The following is a 14,393-nucleotide window of genomic DNA, read 5'->3' as shown; positions in this document are numbered from 1 at the left end:
TAACAGACTTTATGCATAAATCAAGAATCAATATAGAGATCGGACTGGACGAGGATAAAATGCCTGAATCCATAGAGTGGAGCGCTCCGGAGGGCGGTGTGGAAGGTAACCAGAAAGCTAAAGCCGTATTGTTCGGCGTGTGGGATGGTGACGAAAAGACGGCATTGCGTATCGATCTCTGGACGAAAAAAATGATGGTGGACGAAATGAATGATTTCTTTTACCAGACTTTTTTTGGCATGGCAGATACGTTTGCACGTGCGACCAACAACAGAGAACTCGCAGAAGAGATCAAAGATTTTGCAAAGAAATTCCATAAACAGGCGGTGGATACCCTGAATAAACCTGCCTGATCCGGTATTATTTCCCCACACTAAAAACAAGCAATATGTCTTTAGAACAAAAAGTAATGGATCAACTGAAAGAGGCGATGAAAGCAAAGGACGAAGCAGCGCTCCGCACCTTACGCGCCATTAAATCTGCGATTCTGAATGAAAAAACTTCCGAAGGCTTTTCCGGAACGATAGACGAAGCCGGCGAACTGAAATTGTTGCAGAAGCTCGCCAAACAACGCAAAGATTCACTGGATATTTTTGTGCAACAGCATCGCGAAGACCTTGCGGCTAAAGAACGTGAGGAACTTGCGATTATTGAACGTTTCCTGCCTGCGCAGATGACTGCGGAAGAGCTGCGTACCGCTGTAGAAGCTATCGTTGCGCAGACCGGTGCTGCCGGGCCTGGCGATATGGGTAAAGTAATGGGTGTTGCCAGCAAACAGCTGAGCGGCAAAGCAGATGGCAAAGCCATTTCCGAAATGGTGAAGCAAATTCTCGCTGCCAAATAGATTTTCTCCTGCATGAGCATCGACGTAATCGGCATTATACTGGCGATTTTGTTTTTTGTAAAAGGTTACAGCAAAGGGCTCATCGTAGCCCTTTGCTCTGTTATTGCATTGCTGCTCGGTATGGTTTGTGCGGTCAGCTTCTCCGCTAAACTCGCACTGTACCTGCAGGATAAAGGCTGGGCATCGGGGGCATGGGCACCTTTGATCAGCTATGTGGTGTTGTTCTTTGCCGTTTTATGGGGCGTACGCCTGCTGGCAAAGCTCATCGACAACCTTGGTAATACGCTATTGCTGGGATGGGCCAATAAACTCGCAGGAGGCCTGTTATACCTGGGCGCGGCCTGGATCATCTACAGCAGCGCGCTGTGGATGTGCAACCGTGCACACCTGATCGGGGCCGAAACGATGACCACGTCACGAACCTATCGCTTTATTGAACCGGCAGCACCCTGGTTTTTCAGCCGCGTAGGCAGGATTCTTCCGTTTGCCCAACATGCATTTGACAACCTGCATCAGTTTTTCGACGGGGTAAACCAAAAACTTCCGGAACATGTGGGCACTCATTGACAACTACGATTCATTCACTTATATACTGCACGACTACCTGTTGCAGACCGGTCGGGAATGCCGGGTATTCCGCAACGATGCGGTAACCGTATCCGAACTGGATCGTATGGGCATAACGCGGCTTATCATTTCTCCCGGTCCCGAAACACCGCTTCAGGCAGGCATTTCAATGGAAGCAATCGAATATTTTCAGGAACGGATTCCGATTCTGGGTATTTGTCTCGGGCATCAGGCGATAGGTATGCTATTTGGCGGACAACTGCTGCATAATCCGGAACCCGTTCATGGTAAAACGAGTACTGTCGTACATCAGGGCCATCCTGTTTTCAACAACATCCGCAACCCCTTCCCGGTGATGCGGTATCATTCTCTATGCATCAAACTGGATGAGGAAAGTGAACTGCAAAGTATCGCGCAAACCGCAGAAGACGGAATGCTGATGGCGTTGGCTCATCGGCGTTTGAAAATGATCGGACTGCAATTCCACCCTGAGAGTATCGGTACTCCCGACGGATTGCAACTGCTGAAAAACTGGGCCGGATTGTGGCCTGAAAAAAGGTTTGCTTTACTATAAGGTTATTTCCTCCTCATATATAGTTCAAAACTTTTGTTGAATTTCCAAAAATTTGATCTGATATGTGCGTAACGCAACTATTATAATCCCTTCCAGATATTCCATATCCAATTCATCAACACCACCAAGATCAAAAAAAGCGCAACTCCCCGATTTTTAAGATGCTCATTGAGCTTATCGTAGAAAGATATCAGCGTGAATTTCGTTGTAATCATATCAAAGAAAATCCAGAAAGGCAGCACAAGCATAATCAGCGCTATAAGGTATCCCATCGGATTGTATTCCAATGCCGCTATGAAATCGCCATTACTCAACGAAATCACGGCACGTGTTGAACCGCAGGAAGGACAGGGTAAATTGGTAAGGTATTTTATCAGACAGACTTTAACCGGATTATTCCTGTAATGTTTCGTTGTCGCATAATACAACCAGACATACCCTGTTAAACACACTGCAAATGTGATGATCAAATGCAGTCTGTTTCTGCCTGCATTCATCAGTACAACAGCTGTTGAATTTTCGCCATATTCTTTTTTCTTGTGGCCTTTTGAATTAAAAACCAATCAACAATAGCCCAGATTCCCAATCCTCCGCAAGTCAGAAGTTTACCAACTCCAAGTCCTGTGTCTCCGATCATAAACCGGTCTACGCCCAGACTACCCGCTAAGATGGAAACAATCAGACTTGTTGTTGGGTCCTTGAATTGCATTACCGACAAAGACGACCACTGTGAATCATCCAGCGCTAATAGCTTTTCCCTTATGATATTCATGTCGCTACTTTCAAAAAATTTCCCGTTTGACATGACAAACATGTCGACTTTTTTTACATCCATTTGATTTTATTAAAGCTGTTTCTGAACGAACCTTTCGTATTGTTCGAACCGCGATATTACGATCGCAACTTTAATAAACAAAACTACGCCAGTAATTAACGAATGTGTTTTAATGTAATTTATTTGCAATAAAGTCATGACAGTTCATGAACCATGTCATCCAGTCTATGAAGGTGTAAATGTTAAATTTTCAAAATCACTTAAAGTTGCCCCGTTCCATACTAATTCCCGGGTCAAAGGGGTTATGCTGAACCAGGCCGCATAAAATTGCCTGTAAGGCATGCGCCGAATAAACAGAAATGAATTAGAACGGCGATTGTGATCTTATAATTGGAATTGAGCAATACTAAAAAACACGCCTGCGGCGTGTTGATAAGATAGGAATCAAAACTATGTAGTGTGGTCTCGCCAAGAATCGAACTTGGATCTAAAGTTTAGGAAACTTCTATTCTATCCATTGAACTACGAGACCAACCGGTATAAAGAGCGGCAAAAGTATGCAATCTAGCGAATTGATGCATGCTTCCTTTTATAGACCAGGAAAAAAATTGCTTTACCCCAACAGCTTACGGTCTTCATCACCTACGTGCATGCGATTCCAGATTCGCCAGTAATATTCTTTATTCATCAGGTATCCGTGAATGGTTCCATTGTAATACTGGAAAGTCTGATAAATATTCAGCCATATGCAGAAGCCGAGCATCATTGTGATGAGTGCGCGGGTAAAGATATTTTTTTGTAATGCCCATTCTAAAATAGCTGCCAGCGCTATAGCAACAACAGGCAATGCATCGATCATAGGGCGTGCGCCGAATCCCCAGCCATAAGACCAATGCTGCCAGCTGAAAACCACGTAAATAAACAGCGGCAGAAACCAGTATACAGGCAGCATCAGGCTTCTTCTCTCCTTCCGGTGCAGGAACATGCCCAGACATGCAATAAACGCAAGCGGGGTATACACGAACCAGCCTTTCTGGTAGCTGAACAAACCTTTTATGATCTGCGGATCTGTGAATATGAATCGCTCCTCTTCATAAGAAAAGTGCAGCCAGTGCCCACTTGTCGCTTTCCAATACAATAAAAGCGGTGAGGAGGCTGCCAAGCCGGCAAGCATAACCAGTAAGAGTTGCGATAAATGATTACGCCAGAATGCCAGACGCGCACGTAAATTCCCTCTCTGCTGCAATGGCCAGGTAAGCGGTACAAGCAAAATGAGCGCATCCACAGGACGGGATATAAAAACCAGTCCCAGAAAAAGCCCCAGCCCCACAGCACTGCCGCGCGATGAAGTACGGTACAGCTTTTCGGTGAAAAAAATCACACCGCTCACCAACAGGAACATCCAGGCATGACTCATGCCCATATCTATCGTGGAATATACGAGCAGGTTTGTACCCATTCCTATTCCCAGCAAACAAAGTGCGGTAACGGTATCTGAAAACAGGCGTCTCAAAGGAAATGCGAGTATCAGTAAGCCTATAATCGACCATAACACATTACTGAAAACAATCGCCATCTGATATGGCGGCGAATAACCATCTGCCTTATAATGCGAGTCCACATGCGTGCACCAATAGTCTGCAACAAAGAATAAAGGCATTTCGCCTAATGCCGTTCCGAGTGCATACTTATTTAACAATCTCCCCGTAGCAGGCTGCGGATAAAGCGCATATTGCCCGTTAAAGCCCGGCGAGAATTTGTATTCCTTATCCAGAGAGTCGTAAAACTTCATCTCCAGGAGATCATGATAAATAAATGTAGCAGGCAGATACAGGTAATAGCCTGAACCATCCCATTTTGTCAATGGATCGGATTTCCATCTCTCCTGCAAAAAATCAGCAGTAAGGGTGGCTATCGCAAACAATAAAACAGCAAGCAGGCTCTTTTTCAAAATAAATTTACAGTCGGCTAAAATAACCATATTTCGCAGAAGCTGCGGAATGATTGCACCAAAAAAGTGAACTGCAATGCAGCAGCGGCAAAGAGTTGCATACGATACAGGTACGATTAGCGTTTAGAGATGACAGTTTCTTAGCTTTGCAAGCTGCTTTACACTGACCGGCCGCGATGGCACGGCAGGAATCAGCACCTGCACCCTTTTTACAAACAAACCATGAACAATAACCCCCAGAATCTTTTACAGCATTTACTGTCTGTTCTGATCTCACGCCGGAAATTCCTGCTTTACGTCATGCTTACGGCGACTTTGATCGGTGCGATTATCTGTGCATTCCGCCCGAAGCAATATATAGCAGAAACGAAATTCGTGCTTAAGAACCACCTTTTTGCCGACCGTACCTACTTATACAGCAAGGATATGCGGTACATCAATTATTATGCTTCAGAAGATGATATCGAACGACTTGTTGCACTGGAAGATGCAGACGCAGTAATGAACGACCTGATCGGGCGGTTGCACCTTGCTGCTTACTATAAAACAAACCTCCGAAAAGATCCCGGTTACCGTAAGCTCCGCAAAAAGATCTCCGGACGTGTAAAAATTTACCATACCCCTGAAAAGCATGCCGTACTGGCCTTTTGGGACAAAAATCCGCAAATGGCTGCGCGTATTGCGAATGAATACCTGAGGCTGATAGAATTTCACCTGCGCAATAACTACAATTCTGTGCGGAACGATGCATTCGGTGCGCTCAAAGAGAAGATACACGAAGAAGAAAACCAGCTGAACCTGCTTACAGATTCGCTTTCTGCCCTTCGCGAACAGTACGGCATCTACGATATCATCAGCCCGACAAGATCCAATACGGTGATCACCAACCACTACAATGGAAACGGCAGAAAGGATTTCGCAAAGGGGTTGGAACTGATACAAAATCTGGAGTCGGTGAAAGACCGCGCAGTAGCGGATCTTTCGGATCACCTCTCGCTCGCCAATCAATATGAGGGTGGAGAAAACGTAAAAGACCTTTCGCTGATCCAGATCATCAAAACAGCCCAACCGCCATTGCATGCATCCACGCTGGGCTATATCAGCACCCTATTGGTATGCCTGTTTTCCGGACTCGCTTTCGGTGTCATCTATGTGCTCGTCAATGAACGTCGCTAAACAAAAAACAGTAATAACGGGTGCCGGTGCTCCGTTGCGCTTTTCTGCAATGGGTGTTACCGCTATTGTTCTGTTCTTTGCCGGTCTCATTGCGTTTGCGGTCACCGACGAATGGATTTTTCTTATTCCGGCACCGGTAATCCTATACCTGCAATGGATGCTGAAAGATATCCGGGCTGCCTACCTGTTGCTTATGGCTGCCGTTCCGCTTTCCATTCATGAGGAATTTCTGAATAACAGTTATTCGCTTTCGCTGCCGTCCGAACCGATGATCATCCTTTTTGCAACTATAGGCGTACTGTTCCTCGTTGCAAAACCTCAAAGCATCGAGAAAAAGTTTTTACTGAATCCCGTCACATGGATCATACTGCTGCAACTGGTCTGGATTCCGCTCACCATTCTGACCTCGGAAGTACCGCTGCTATCTCTGAAGTTTCTGTTGGCAAAGAGCTGGTACCTTCTTTGCTTTTTTGTATTTCCGGTGTGGATACTGCGCTCAAAGAGAGACTTTGCCGCTGTGTTTATCTGCTGGCTGATTCCCCTGCTTGCTTACATGATCATCATCCTCATCAAACATGCGATGCTGGAGTTTGCATTCAGTTCGGTAGATGCGGCTATCGGCAATCTATTTTATAAGCATGTGGATTATGCCTCGGTTATCTCTATGTTCTTTCCGTTTGTATGGGCTGCCTGGGCACTCAGCAAAAACAAAAAAAGCATATACCGTACGCTGCTTTTTGCTACGCTGCTATTCTTCGTTTTGTCCATCGTCCTGTCGTTTACGCGCGCCGCGATGGGAGGCGTTGTATTCGGACTGATTATGGTAGCCTGTATACGCCTGAGAAAAGTGAACTGGGTATTGCCTGCATTTTATGCGGTAAGCCTGGGGCTGGTTTTTTATTTCGCAAAAGACAACCAATTTCTGAAGTACCGGCCGCACTTCCAGGAAACCTACATGCGTCACGAGTTTGAAGATCACCTTAAAGCGACTATACAGGGCAAGGATATGTCTTCCGTTGAACGCCTGTATCGCTGGATTGCCGCACTTCGCATGGGTGCAGACAGGCCGCTTACAGGATTCGGTCCGCATTCGTTTTATTTCCAGTATAAGCCGTATACGCTTTCTTCTTACAGGACTTATGTAAGCGAAAATTATGAGCGATCAACCACGCATAATTATTTTCTGCTCATGCTTGTGGAGCAGGGAGTTCCGGCTATGGTGCTGTATGCGGTCCTGATGCTGGCAGCTTTCGGACGTATTCAGTATGTATACCACCGGCTGAAAGATCCTTTTTACCGCACATTGCTGCTTGCAATCGGTTGGGCATTGGGTATATTTTTTGTCAACAACCTGTTCTCCGAACTTATTGAGACGGACAAAATCGGTCCTATGTTTTATCTGTGCCTGAGTATGCTCGTCATTACTGAACGTCTGGGGGCGGAAAATGATACAAGCCGGCTCCCGCACAAAGGCCTGTAAGAAAATATGCTACATCCAGTGTATCTTCTCCGAAACAGGCACATTACGCGTGCCAGGCTTAACCGGTTCGTCTGTATAACCGAGATATAATGCCCCTACCACGAGGTCTTCCTCACGCAGGGAAAGGTATTCCTTCATTTCCGGCTCCAGCACGCTTCCTCCGGTACCCCAATAAACAGCGATACCGAGGCTTTCGGCGCTTAACCACAGATTTTGAAGCGCTGCTCCTACTGCGAGCACTTCTTCCAGCTGTGGAATTTTAGGCAAATGCCCGCGGCGCATCACAGCAAGTATTACGTGCGATGCTTTGTCTCCCATAGATGAAAGCCTGTCGTACGATTCCTGTGAAAGATCGGGTGCTGCTTTACGGCGCATCTCCGCATGATCTGCACAGAACTGGCGCACCTTGTCGCCTGCGAACACATAGAAACGCCAGGGTTCCGTACGACCGTGTGTAGGTGCCCAGTCGGCCATATGCAGCAGCTGAACGATCTGTTCTTCCGGGATAGATTGCCCGTTCATCTGGGCAGGTTTTATATTCCTTCGGCGGACAATAATTTCGGAAAGAGCGGAAAAGTCCTGATGCATAGCCATATGTTTCAATTAGGCCGCAAAGTAAAGGTAAAAAGGCCACTCACCTTATCAGGATTATTGATACAGGCGCGCTTTCAGATAATGCGGTTATCTATGGCAACTTTTACCGCGTTCACCTTATTGTTTACCTGCAGTTTCCGGTAAATATTTTCGATATGCTTGCGAACAGTTCCTACGCTGATATAAAGATTTGCTGCCAGCTGCTCATAGGTCAGTCCGTTTTTTAGCTGTTCCAGCAATTCAATCTCTCTCGGACTTAATCCGAAATCCTGGCGGCTGGTACTACCGTTAAACGGATTACGTATCAGGTTGAGCGCCTTCATCGCTATGATCGGCGACATCGCCGCACCACCCGACATCGTTTCACAAATTGCTTTATACACTTGCTCCCTGGGTTCTTCCTTTAATAAATAGCCGCTCGAGCCAGCCATGATGCTGTCAAAAATCTTTTCGTCGTCGTCAAAGGTTGTCAATACTAGCACCTTTATCTGGGGATAGCGCTTTTTGATTTCAATTGTAGCTTCAATGCCGTTCATCACCGGCATATCGATATCCATGAGTACCAGATCGATCTGGTGTCTGGGCAATTGATCAATGAGTAGACGGCCATTCATCGTTTTGAGCCGGACCGCTATATCCGGATAATGCGCGAGCTTGCCTTCTATGGCTTTAAGCGCCATGGCATTGTCTTCGGCTATTGCAATATGGATCTGGTTCATGGCTGCGGTTTTTTCAAAGTTAGCAATGATCCATATACAGGTTCATACGATGATTGTCGTATTATGAGAGCGGTGTAAACAGTATTATCCTGGTTCCCGCGCCGGGATATGTCTTCAATGTACAGGAGCCGTTTACCAGCTGCATGCGTTGCTGCATATGCTGCAGGCCGAATCCTGTATCCGTTGCAGGTCCGGGATCGAAACCCACACCATCATCCGCTATCTCTACATACAACTCTTTCTGTCCTTGCAGGATAATGCTCACGTTTATCTCAGAAGCATGCGCATATTTGAGCGCATTGTTAACAGCTTCCTGCACACAGCGGAATAATTCCGTAACCACTTCCGGGCTAAGGCTGATCCCGGCATCCGGAACGTTTGCGCTCAGTTGCAGATGAGGAATATTCCTGAGAAAGTCGCGCAGCTTCAGTACAAATTCATCCAGTGTAATGGAGGAGCGGTTAATCAGCCATACCGTTTTGCGCAATTCCCGTATCGTTTCATTCGTCAGCTCTTTTACCTGCTTTACTTTCGACTGGTCGCCCGCCATTTCATCCACAGTAGCATTGATGAAAGTGAGATGCGCTCCGATGTTATCGTGCAGTTCGCGGGAGATACGCAGGCGTTCCTGCTGCATCGCATTGCGCGCCTCCGCTTCCTGAAGCTGCAGCTGGAAGGCCGCTTCCTGCTTCAGTTGCAGCTCCTTCATCCGCCGGTTCCGGAATAATACATACACTATAATACCGAGAATCACCAACAGTAAAACGGATGCTGTGAGCCCGAGGCGCTGTATGGTCTTTTGCTTATTCAGTACTTTGATCTGTTGCTCTTTCTTAACTGTTTCATACCGGGCAGACATTTCGGCTATCTGCCGCGACTTTTCAGAGTTGAACACACTGTCTTTGAGCTCTGCATATTGTTCATGGTAATAGAGCGCCGAATCATATTGGCCACGCATTTTATATAATCCACTGAGGTGAAAATAGGTGTGCTGCAACAAGTCCGGGAAATTGACCTGCTTTCCCCTGAGCACTGCCAGGTGTCCATAATGTATTGCACTGTCTGTCTGGCCTGCTTCACGGTAACTTTCACTAATGTTGATGGTTGCAATGGCAATACCGTAACCATCGCCTTTTGCTTTGCGTATAGCAAGCGCCTGCTTCAGGTAAGCTATTGACTTCCTGAATTCGTGCAGCGATGCATACACCGTGGCCATATTTTCGAGGCTGTACGACAAGCCGAGGCTGTCTTTAGCGCGCAGATTCAGTTCATAACCGATACGGTAATACAGCAATGCGGAATCTTTAACGCCTTTGTTTTCATACAAAATACCGATCCTGTTATTTCCATCGGCCATGGCTGCGGTATCGCCATACTGGCGCGCAAGTATAAGCCCCTTGTCGATGTATTTCCGTGCAAGCGATACCTGCTTGTTTTTGGAATACACCGTACCCAGTTCATAATAAGTAATGACCAATTCCTTCCTTACCTGATGTTGTTCTCCGAGCAGAGACGCCCCGAGTAATATATCAAGCCCTCTGGCATGATTGCCGCTGAGAAAAAAGTAAATCCCTTTCAGACGCAACAGTTCTACCTGCGCAGGGTAATCGCCTTCAGATATTGCCTTCTTCGCGGCTGCGTCGATAATGGTAAGTAAAGAGTCATTATGCCCCGCATATGCTTTGCGTGCTTTATCGAGCAGTGTATCCATGTCTGCATATACCGGAGCGGCAATGAAGAGTACAGACATACATAACAGTAAAGGGAGTATACGGTTCACTGTTTATTGATTCAGGTGGAGTGAGCTAAAGATAATACCTTAAACTTTAGTTTAATAATTCCGGTAAATACGAAAAGTATCGTATTGACCCGCTCAGCTGCCGGGAATACATTTGTGCTGTTTGGTTTAGCCTATACGAGAGGATTGCACAGTGCGTAAACACAGGGACCGCGATGCTCTGCCTTTTAAAACAAAACAACCCGGAGCCGGAACGATGCTGCAATCCCGTCGTCCGGCTTCATTTTTGTGTATAATGCAGCAAATACCAGCGTAAATCCTGTAACAGCATTATACACTTTGCATGTACCTTTAAGCACATAAAAACTTATATATGCCACAAAGCCAAAAAACCTTTTTTTCTGTTTTTGATTCATTCTCAAAAAAAGTAACGAAAGCCACCGGTAGTCCCTGGGCCTTTTTTACTGCGATGCTTATCGTTGTTGTATGGGCAATACTGGGTCCGGTATTTGGCTTTTCAGACACCTGGCAGCTTGTTATCAATACCGGCACAACAATCATCACGTTCCTGATGGTGTTCGTGATTCAGCAGTCCCAGAATAAGGATACGGTTGCCCTGCACCTGAAGCTGAATGAGCTTATTGCATCCAGCGAAAAGGCGAGCAACCGTCTTGTTGATATTGAGGATCTCACCGAGGAAGAACTGGATAAGCTGAAGCGCTTTTATATAACGCTATCGGAGCTTGCCGAAAATGAAGACGACTCTTTTGCATCTCACTCGATCGACGAAGCAAAACGCAACCATTGCGAAAAAGTGGTGGAAAAATCCGACGGGGTAAAGAAACAAAAACAAGATTAATGAAAAGAGCGAAACCGGATTGGTTTCGCTCTTTTTTATAGGGTAATTATTGATTAAAGATTGAGTAAGCCTTTCACAGGATCTTTACCGATCAGCATGAGTTCCGGGCTTTCGAGCAACTCTTTCACACGTACGAGGAAGCCTACTGATTCACGGCCATCAATAATACGGTGATCGTAGCTGAGCGCGAGGTACATCATAGGGCGGATCTCGATTTTTCCGTTTACCACCATCGGACGATCCTGTATTTTATGCATACCGAGGATAGCGGACTGAGGAATATTGATAATAGGGGTAGACATCAGCGAGCCAAATACACCACCATTGGTGATAGTGAAGGTTCCGCCGGTCATTTCTTCCATGCTTAATTTGTTATCGCGGGCTTTCTTCGCCAGATCAACCACAGCCATTTCGAGTTCTGCCATGCTTTTGCTTTCCGCATTGCGGATAACGGGCACTACCAGACCTTTAGGGGCAGATACCGCAATAGAGACATCGCAGTATTCATGATAGATGATATTGTCTCCGTCAATGTAAGCATTCACTGCCTGGTATTCCTGCAATGCAATACAACATGCTTTGGTAAAGAAAGACATAAAGCCCAGGTTCACACCGTGTGCTTCTTTAAAAGTGTCCTTGTACAGTTTGCGTACTTCCATGATGCGGGTCATATCCACCTCGTTGAAAGTGGTGAGCATGGCGGTGGTATTTTTAGCCTCCACCAGACGACGGGAGATCGTCTTACGCAGGTTGCTCATTTTTTCCGGACGATCTGTACGGGTTACCTGAGCAGCTCCACCTTTAATGCCCGGACTATTCAATGCTTCCAGCACATCATGTTTGAGTATTTTACCGGCTACACCCGATCCGTTTACTTCGGCTGGTTTCACCTTTTTATCGGCCATTATTGCCTGTGCTACCGGAGTAGCTTTTACATCTTTGGGGAGTGCTTCGGCCTTGGGTGCAGCGGCTTCTGCTTTTGCAGCCGGCTTTTCTTCTGCCTTGGGAGCGGGAGCAGCTGCAGCGCCTTCCGGACGGGTAGCCGTCTCATCTATTGTACACGCAACATCTCCGATATTGATCGTATCGCCTTCTTTGGCAACAATGTGCAGGATACCGGCTTGTTCCGCATTCAGTTCGAACGTAGCCTTTTCAGATTCCATCTCGCAAAGAAGTTCGTCGCGTTCCACCCAGGCGCCATCTGCTTTGAGCCATTGGGTCAGTGTCACTTCGCTGATAGATTCGCCTACCGTAGGCACTTTAATTTCAATCATCTGAAAAAATCTTAACGGTTATCATTAGGGGAGGAACCCCTGTTTTTTGAGGGTACGAAATTACTAAACCAAACAGGAAAGGCAAAATTAAAAAAAATGTATACTGTTATTTTCCGCTCAAAAGGTATACTTAGTGATTTTCAAGCATTTTCTGAACGAGAACAGATTTCAGTGAACCTCCGCCGGACAGTTGCAGGATATAAGTTCCGGCCGGCACATCGGCAGCTACGGGGATGATGTATACAATTCCTCCCTGCGTGCTGCCCTGGGTACCGCCGCCAAGCTGTCTTCCGGAAAGGTCGGTAAGCCGCCACACAAGATCATCCGTAATACGAGCACCGGTCCATACACTCAGCGAGCCCGTAAACGGATTAGGACCTACACGGAATTGGGAAAGATCAGGTATCGAATCGAAAGATAAAGTCGCTTTACCGAAGTCCGGCACGCCATAACCAGCGGTATTATCGGGTGTTTCGGCCAGATGGGCACTTTCGCGGATCACGCGCCGCAGCTGCGCAGGTGTGGCTTTCAGATTGGATGCCCAGAAACAGGCAGCGAGCCCGGCAAGTTCCGGTGTGGCGATAGAAGTTCCCGTTACGGCAGTGGTGGTACCACTGCTGTTCAGCACAATACCGGGCCATCCCATCATACATACGTCCGGCTTTAATACACCTGCTGCATTAGGGCCACGTCCGCTGGTCGGGGAAACTGCTTTGGAGCCGTTAACCGAGCCGCAGGTAAGTGCGCTGTCGGCATCTCCGGGGGTAAGCACTTTGCCCCAATCAGATACCCCTCCGTCGTTTCCGGCGGAAGCAACCACGAGCATGCCCTTAGCGGTTGCTGTATTTGCAGCCCTGGCAGCTACGGTTGTTTTACCATCTATATCGGCAAGACTGAGACTCGCATCTTTCGTACCGATACTCATAAAGTTGTAACCCAACGAGATCGTTGCCACGTCTGCCCCGACGCTATCGGCGCGTTCCAGTCCGGCAACAAGATTATCCAGTTCGAAGGGCTGTTCGGAACTATTGTCTTCGGTTACGTAAAGAGCGTAATCCGCATCCGGAGCGGTACCTACAAACAGGTCGGGAATAATGCCCGCCATGGTACTCAACACCTCTGTTCCGTGTATGGAGTAGCCGTCTACATAGGGTACCCGGTAATCAATATTGAACGTATCTATAATTCTGCCTGAGCTACGCAGACTGTCGAATCCTCCGAGTGTGTTGAGTCCGGCAAATCCCGCATCCAGAACGGCGATCAGCATTCCTTTTCCTCTGAGACCCTTATTGTGCAACACCTCTCCGTTGGCAAGATGTATCTGGTCGTATGCGTCCCCATAATATGCCGCGCCGGTTGTTTTCATCAACGATACCGCCTTTTCTGCTGTTGGCAGATCTTTTCTGCCGCTACCATCTTTTACCGGCATGGCATGCAGCGGAGATGCGAAGCGGGCAATCAGCTGAGCGCCGGTTACAAAAGAGCGTGTACGCAGTGGAGCGACAACCGTTGTATCTGTAAGCAGCACTACCATATTGTTTTGCCAGCGGGATGTGGTATGCAGAACGCCGGATGTGAACTTCAATACCGAATCTGTATAAGTGACTGACACAGGCAAATCCGCACTGTCGATCAAAATGCCCAACCTGGTTCTTCTGGCTAAAGCGCGCGCCGAAAGAAATGCTTCCGGGCGGCTCAGATCCCCGGCTGTTCCGTGTTTATCGGTAAAACTCACACGAAATGCATACTGTGCCTGGGAAAATACTCCCGCAGGACACAATAAAAATGCGAGTGGTAAAAAGAGTGTAAAGAAAAAGGCTTTCATAGTGAGAGAAAGTGAGC

The 14,393-nt window shown here is 47.0% G+C and carries 15 protein-coding genes and 1 tRNA gene; 7 read left to right on the top strand and 9 right to left on the bottom strand.

Features of this window, described 5'->3' with window-relative positions:
• The first annotated feature begins 11 nt into the window (after window positions 1–11).
• From gldC to ABD846_RS03915, 4 genes are read left to right on the top strand one after another with little or no spacing between them, the layout of a single operon-like run.
• Complete coding sequence (gene gldC, locus ABD846_RS03930) at window positions 12–353, top strand: gliding motility protein GldC (RefSeq protein ID WP_344822873.1); 342 nt, start codon at window positions 12–14, stop codon at window positions 351–353.
• 35 nt (window positions 354–388) lie between these two features.
• Window positions 389–844 (top strand): GatB/YqeY domain-containing protein, encoded by a 456-nt coding sequence (locus ABD846_RS03925; RefSeq protein WP_344822871.1) that lies wholly within the window; start codon window positions 389–391, stop codon window positions 842–844.
• A gap of 12 nt (window positions 845–856) precedes the next feature.
• Window positions 857–1,411, top strand: a complete 555-nt coding sequence (locus tag ABD846_RS03920; protein ID WP_344822869.1) for a CvpA family protein — start codon at window positions 857–859, stop codon at window positions 1,409–1,411.
• A complete protein-coding gene (locus ABD846_RS03915; protein ID WP_344822867.1) occupies window positions 1,395–1,985 on the top strand; it encodes an anthranilate synthase component II in 591 nt (196 codons plus the stop codon). The genes ABD846_RS03920 and ABD846_RS03915 overlap by 17 nt, the downstream gene beginning before the upstream one ends.
• An 80-nt stretch (window positions 1,986–2,065) precedes the next feature.
• Here ABD846_RS03915 and ABD846_RS03910 read toward each other — a convergent pair whose 3' ends face one another.
• The 4 genes from ABD846_RS03910 to ABD846_RS03895 form a co-directional block, all read right to left on the bottom strand.
• Entirely contained in the window at window positions 2,066–2,455 is a 390-nt protein-coding gene (locus ABD846_RS03910; RefSeq protein WP_344822865.1) for a DUF2752 domain-containing protein, read from the bottom strand.
• A gap of 26 nt (window positions 2,456–2,481) precedes the next feature.
• The gene (locus ABD846_RS03905; protein ID WP_344822863.1) at window positions 2,482–2,820 is read right to left on the bottom strand and encodes a TM2 domain-containing protein; all 339 of its coding nucleotides are present in this window, start codon (window positions 2,818–2,820) and stop codon (window positions 2,482–2,484) included.
• Between the two features lie 400 nt (window positions 2,821–3,220).
• Window positions 3,221–3,292, bottom strand: a tRNA-Arg gene (locus tag ABD846_RS03900).
• An 81-nt stretch (window positions 3,293–3,373) separates the two neighbouring features.
• A complete protein-coding gene (locus ABD846_RS03895) occupies window positions 3,374–4,711 on the bottom strand; it encodes a hypothetical protein (RefSeq protein WP_344822861.1) in 1,338 nt (445 codons plus the stop codon).
• A 222-nt stretch (window positions 4,712–4,933) separates the two neighbouring features.
• Between ABD846_RS03895 and ABD846_RS03890 the strand changes: the two genes are divergently transcribed.
• Window positions 4,934–5,887 carry a GumC domain-containing protein gene (locus ABD846_RS03890; protein WP_344822859.1) on the top strand — a complete coding sequence of 318 codons (954 nt, stop codon included), beginning with the start codon at window positions 4,934–4,936 and terminating at the stop codon, window positions 5,885–5,887.
• Window positions 5,874–7,367, top strand: a complete 1,494-nt coding sequence (locus tag ABD846_RS03885) for an O-antigen ligase family protein (protein ID WP_344822857.1) — start codon at window positions 5,874–5,876, stop codon at window positions 7,365–7,367. The genes ABD846_RS03890 and ABD846_RS03885 overlap by 14 nt, the downstream gene beginning before the upstream one ends.
• 9 nt (window positions 7,368–7,376) lie before the next feature.
• Here the strand turns inward: ABD846_RS03885 and ABD846_RS03880 are convergent, their stop codons facing one another.
• From ABD846_RS03880 to ABD846_RS03870, 3 genes are all read right to left on the bottom strand, one after another.
• Complete coding sequence (locus ABD846_RS03880) at window positions 7,377–7,955, bottom strand: nitroreductase family protein (RefSeq protein WP_344822855.1); 579 nt, start codon at window positions 7,953–7,955, stop codon at window positions 7,377–7,379.
• An 80-nt stretch (window positions 7,956–8,035) separates the two neighbouring features.
• Entirely contained in the window at window positions 8,036–8,680 is a 645-nt protein-coding gene (locus ABD846_RS03875) for a response regulator (protein ID WP_344822853.1), read from the bottom strand.
• A gap of 61 nt (window positions 8,681–8,741) precedes the next feature.
• Window positions 8,742–10,430: a tetratricopeptide repeat-containing sensor histidine kinase gene (locus ABD846_RS03870; RefSeq protein ID WP_344822851.1), complete on the bottom strand. Its 1,689-nt coding sequence runs from the start codon at window positions 10,428–10,430 to the stop codon at window positions 8,742–8,744.
• A gap of 361 nt (window positions 10,431–10,791) precedes the next feature.
• Here ABD846_RS03870 and ABD846_RS03865 point away from each other — a divergent pair, with 361 nt between their 5' ends.
• Window positions 10,792–11,277: a low affinity iron permease family protein gene (locus tag ABD846_RS03865; RefSeq protein WP_344822849.1), complete on the top strand. Its 486-nt coding sequence runs from the start codon at window positions 10,792–10,794 to the stop codon at window positions 11,275–11,277.
• Between the two features lie 53 nt (window positions 11,278–11,330).
• Here the strand turns inward: ABD846_RS03865 and odhB are convergent, their stop codons facing one another.
• Window positions 11,331–12,551, bottom strand: coding sequence for a 2-oxoglutarate dehydrogenase complex dihydrolipoyllysine-residue succinyltransferase (gene odhB, locus ABD846_RS03860; protein ID WP_344822847.1), 1,221 nt, complete (start codon window positions 12,549–12,551; stop codon window positions 11,331–11,333).
• Window positions 12,552–12,681: 130 nt separating this feature from the next.
• Window positions 12,682–14,376, bottom strand: coding sequence for a S8 family peptidase (locus ABD846_RS03855; RefSeq protein ID WP_344822845.1), 1,695 nt, complete (start codon window positions 14,374–14,376; stop codon window positions 12,682–12,684).
• Window positions 14,377–14,393: the final 17 nt, after the last annotated feature.

This window comes from Rurimicrobium arvi (assembly GCF_039540495.1).
Classification (GTDB): domain Bacteria; phylum Bacteroidota; class Bacteroidia; order Chitinophagales; family Chitinophagaceae; genus Rurimicrobium; species Rurimicrobium arvi.
Note: the sequence above shows the minus strand (reverse complement) of the source record. Positions and strands in the feature narration are given on the sequence as shown.

What these genes read in the sequence shown, in the direction of transcription:
- ABD846_RS03885 (WP_344822857.1), top strand. Translation starts at nt 5,874, where the DNA reads ATGAACGTCGCTAAACAAAAAACAGTAATAACGGGTGCCGGTGCTCCG.
- ABD846_RS03875 (WP_344822853.1), bottom strand. Translation starts at nt 8,680, where the DNA reads ATGAACCAGATCCATATTGCAATAGCCGAAGACAATGCCATGGCGCTT.
- ABD846_RS03925 (WP_344822871.1), top strand. Translation starts at nt 389, where the DNA reads ATGTCTTTAGAACAAAAAGTAATGGATCAACTGAAAGAGGCGATGAAA.
- ABD846_RS03915 (WP_344822867.1), top strand. Translation starts at nt 1,395, where the DNA reads ATGTGGGCACTCATTGACAACTACGATTCATTCACTTATATACTGCAC.
- ABD846_RS03905 (WP_344822863.1), bottom strand. Translation starts at nt 2,820, where the DNA reads ATGGATGTAAAAAAAGTCGACATGTTTGTCATGTCAAACGGGAAATTT.
- ABD846_RS03870 (WP_344822851.1), bottom strand. Translation starts at nt 10,430, where the DNA reads ATGTCTGTACTCTTCATTGCCGCTCCGGTATATGCAGACATGGATACA.
- gldC (WP_344822873.1), top strand. Translation starts at nt 12, where the DNA reads ATGCATAAATCAAGAATCAATATAGAGATCGGACTGGACGAGGATAAA.
- ABD846_RS03880 (WP_344822855.1), bottom strand. Translation starts at nt 7,955, where the DNA reads ATGCATCAGGACTTTTCCGCTCTTTCCGAAATTATTGTCCGCCGAAGG.
- odhB (WP_344822847.1), bottom strand. Translation starts at nt 12,551, where the DNA reads ATGATTGAAATTAAAGTGCCTACGGTAGGCGAATCTATCAGCGAAGTG.
- ABD846_RS03890 (WP_344822859.1), top strand. Translation starts at nt 4,934, where the DNA reads ATGAACAATAACCCCCAGAATCTTTTACAGCATTTACTGTCTGTTCTG.
- ABD846_RS03865 (WP_344822849.1), top strand. Translation starts at nt 10,792, where the DNA reads ATGCCACAAAGCCAAAAAACCTTTTTTTCTGTTTTTGATTCATTCTCA.
- ABD846_RS03920 (WP_344822869.1), top strand. Translation starts at nt 857, where the DNA reads ATGAGCATCGACGTAATCGGCATTATACTGGCGATTTTGTTTTTTGTA.
- ABD846_RS03855 (WP_344822845.1), bottom strand. Translation starts at nt 14,376, where the DNA reads ATGAAAGCCTTTTTCTTTACACTCTTTTTACCACTCGCATTTTTATTG.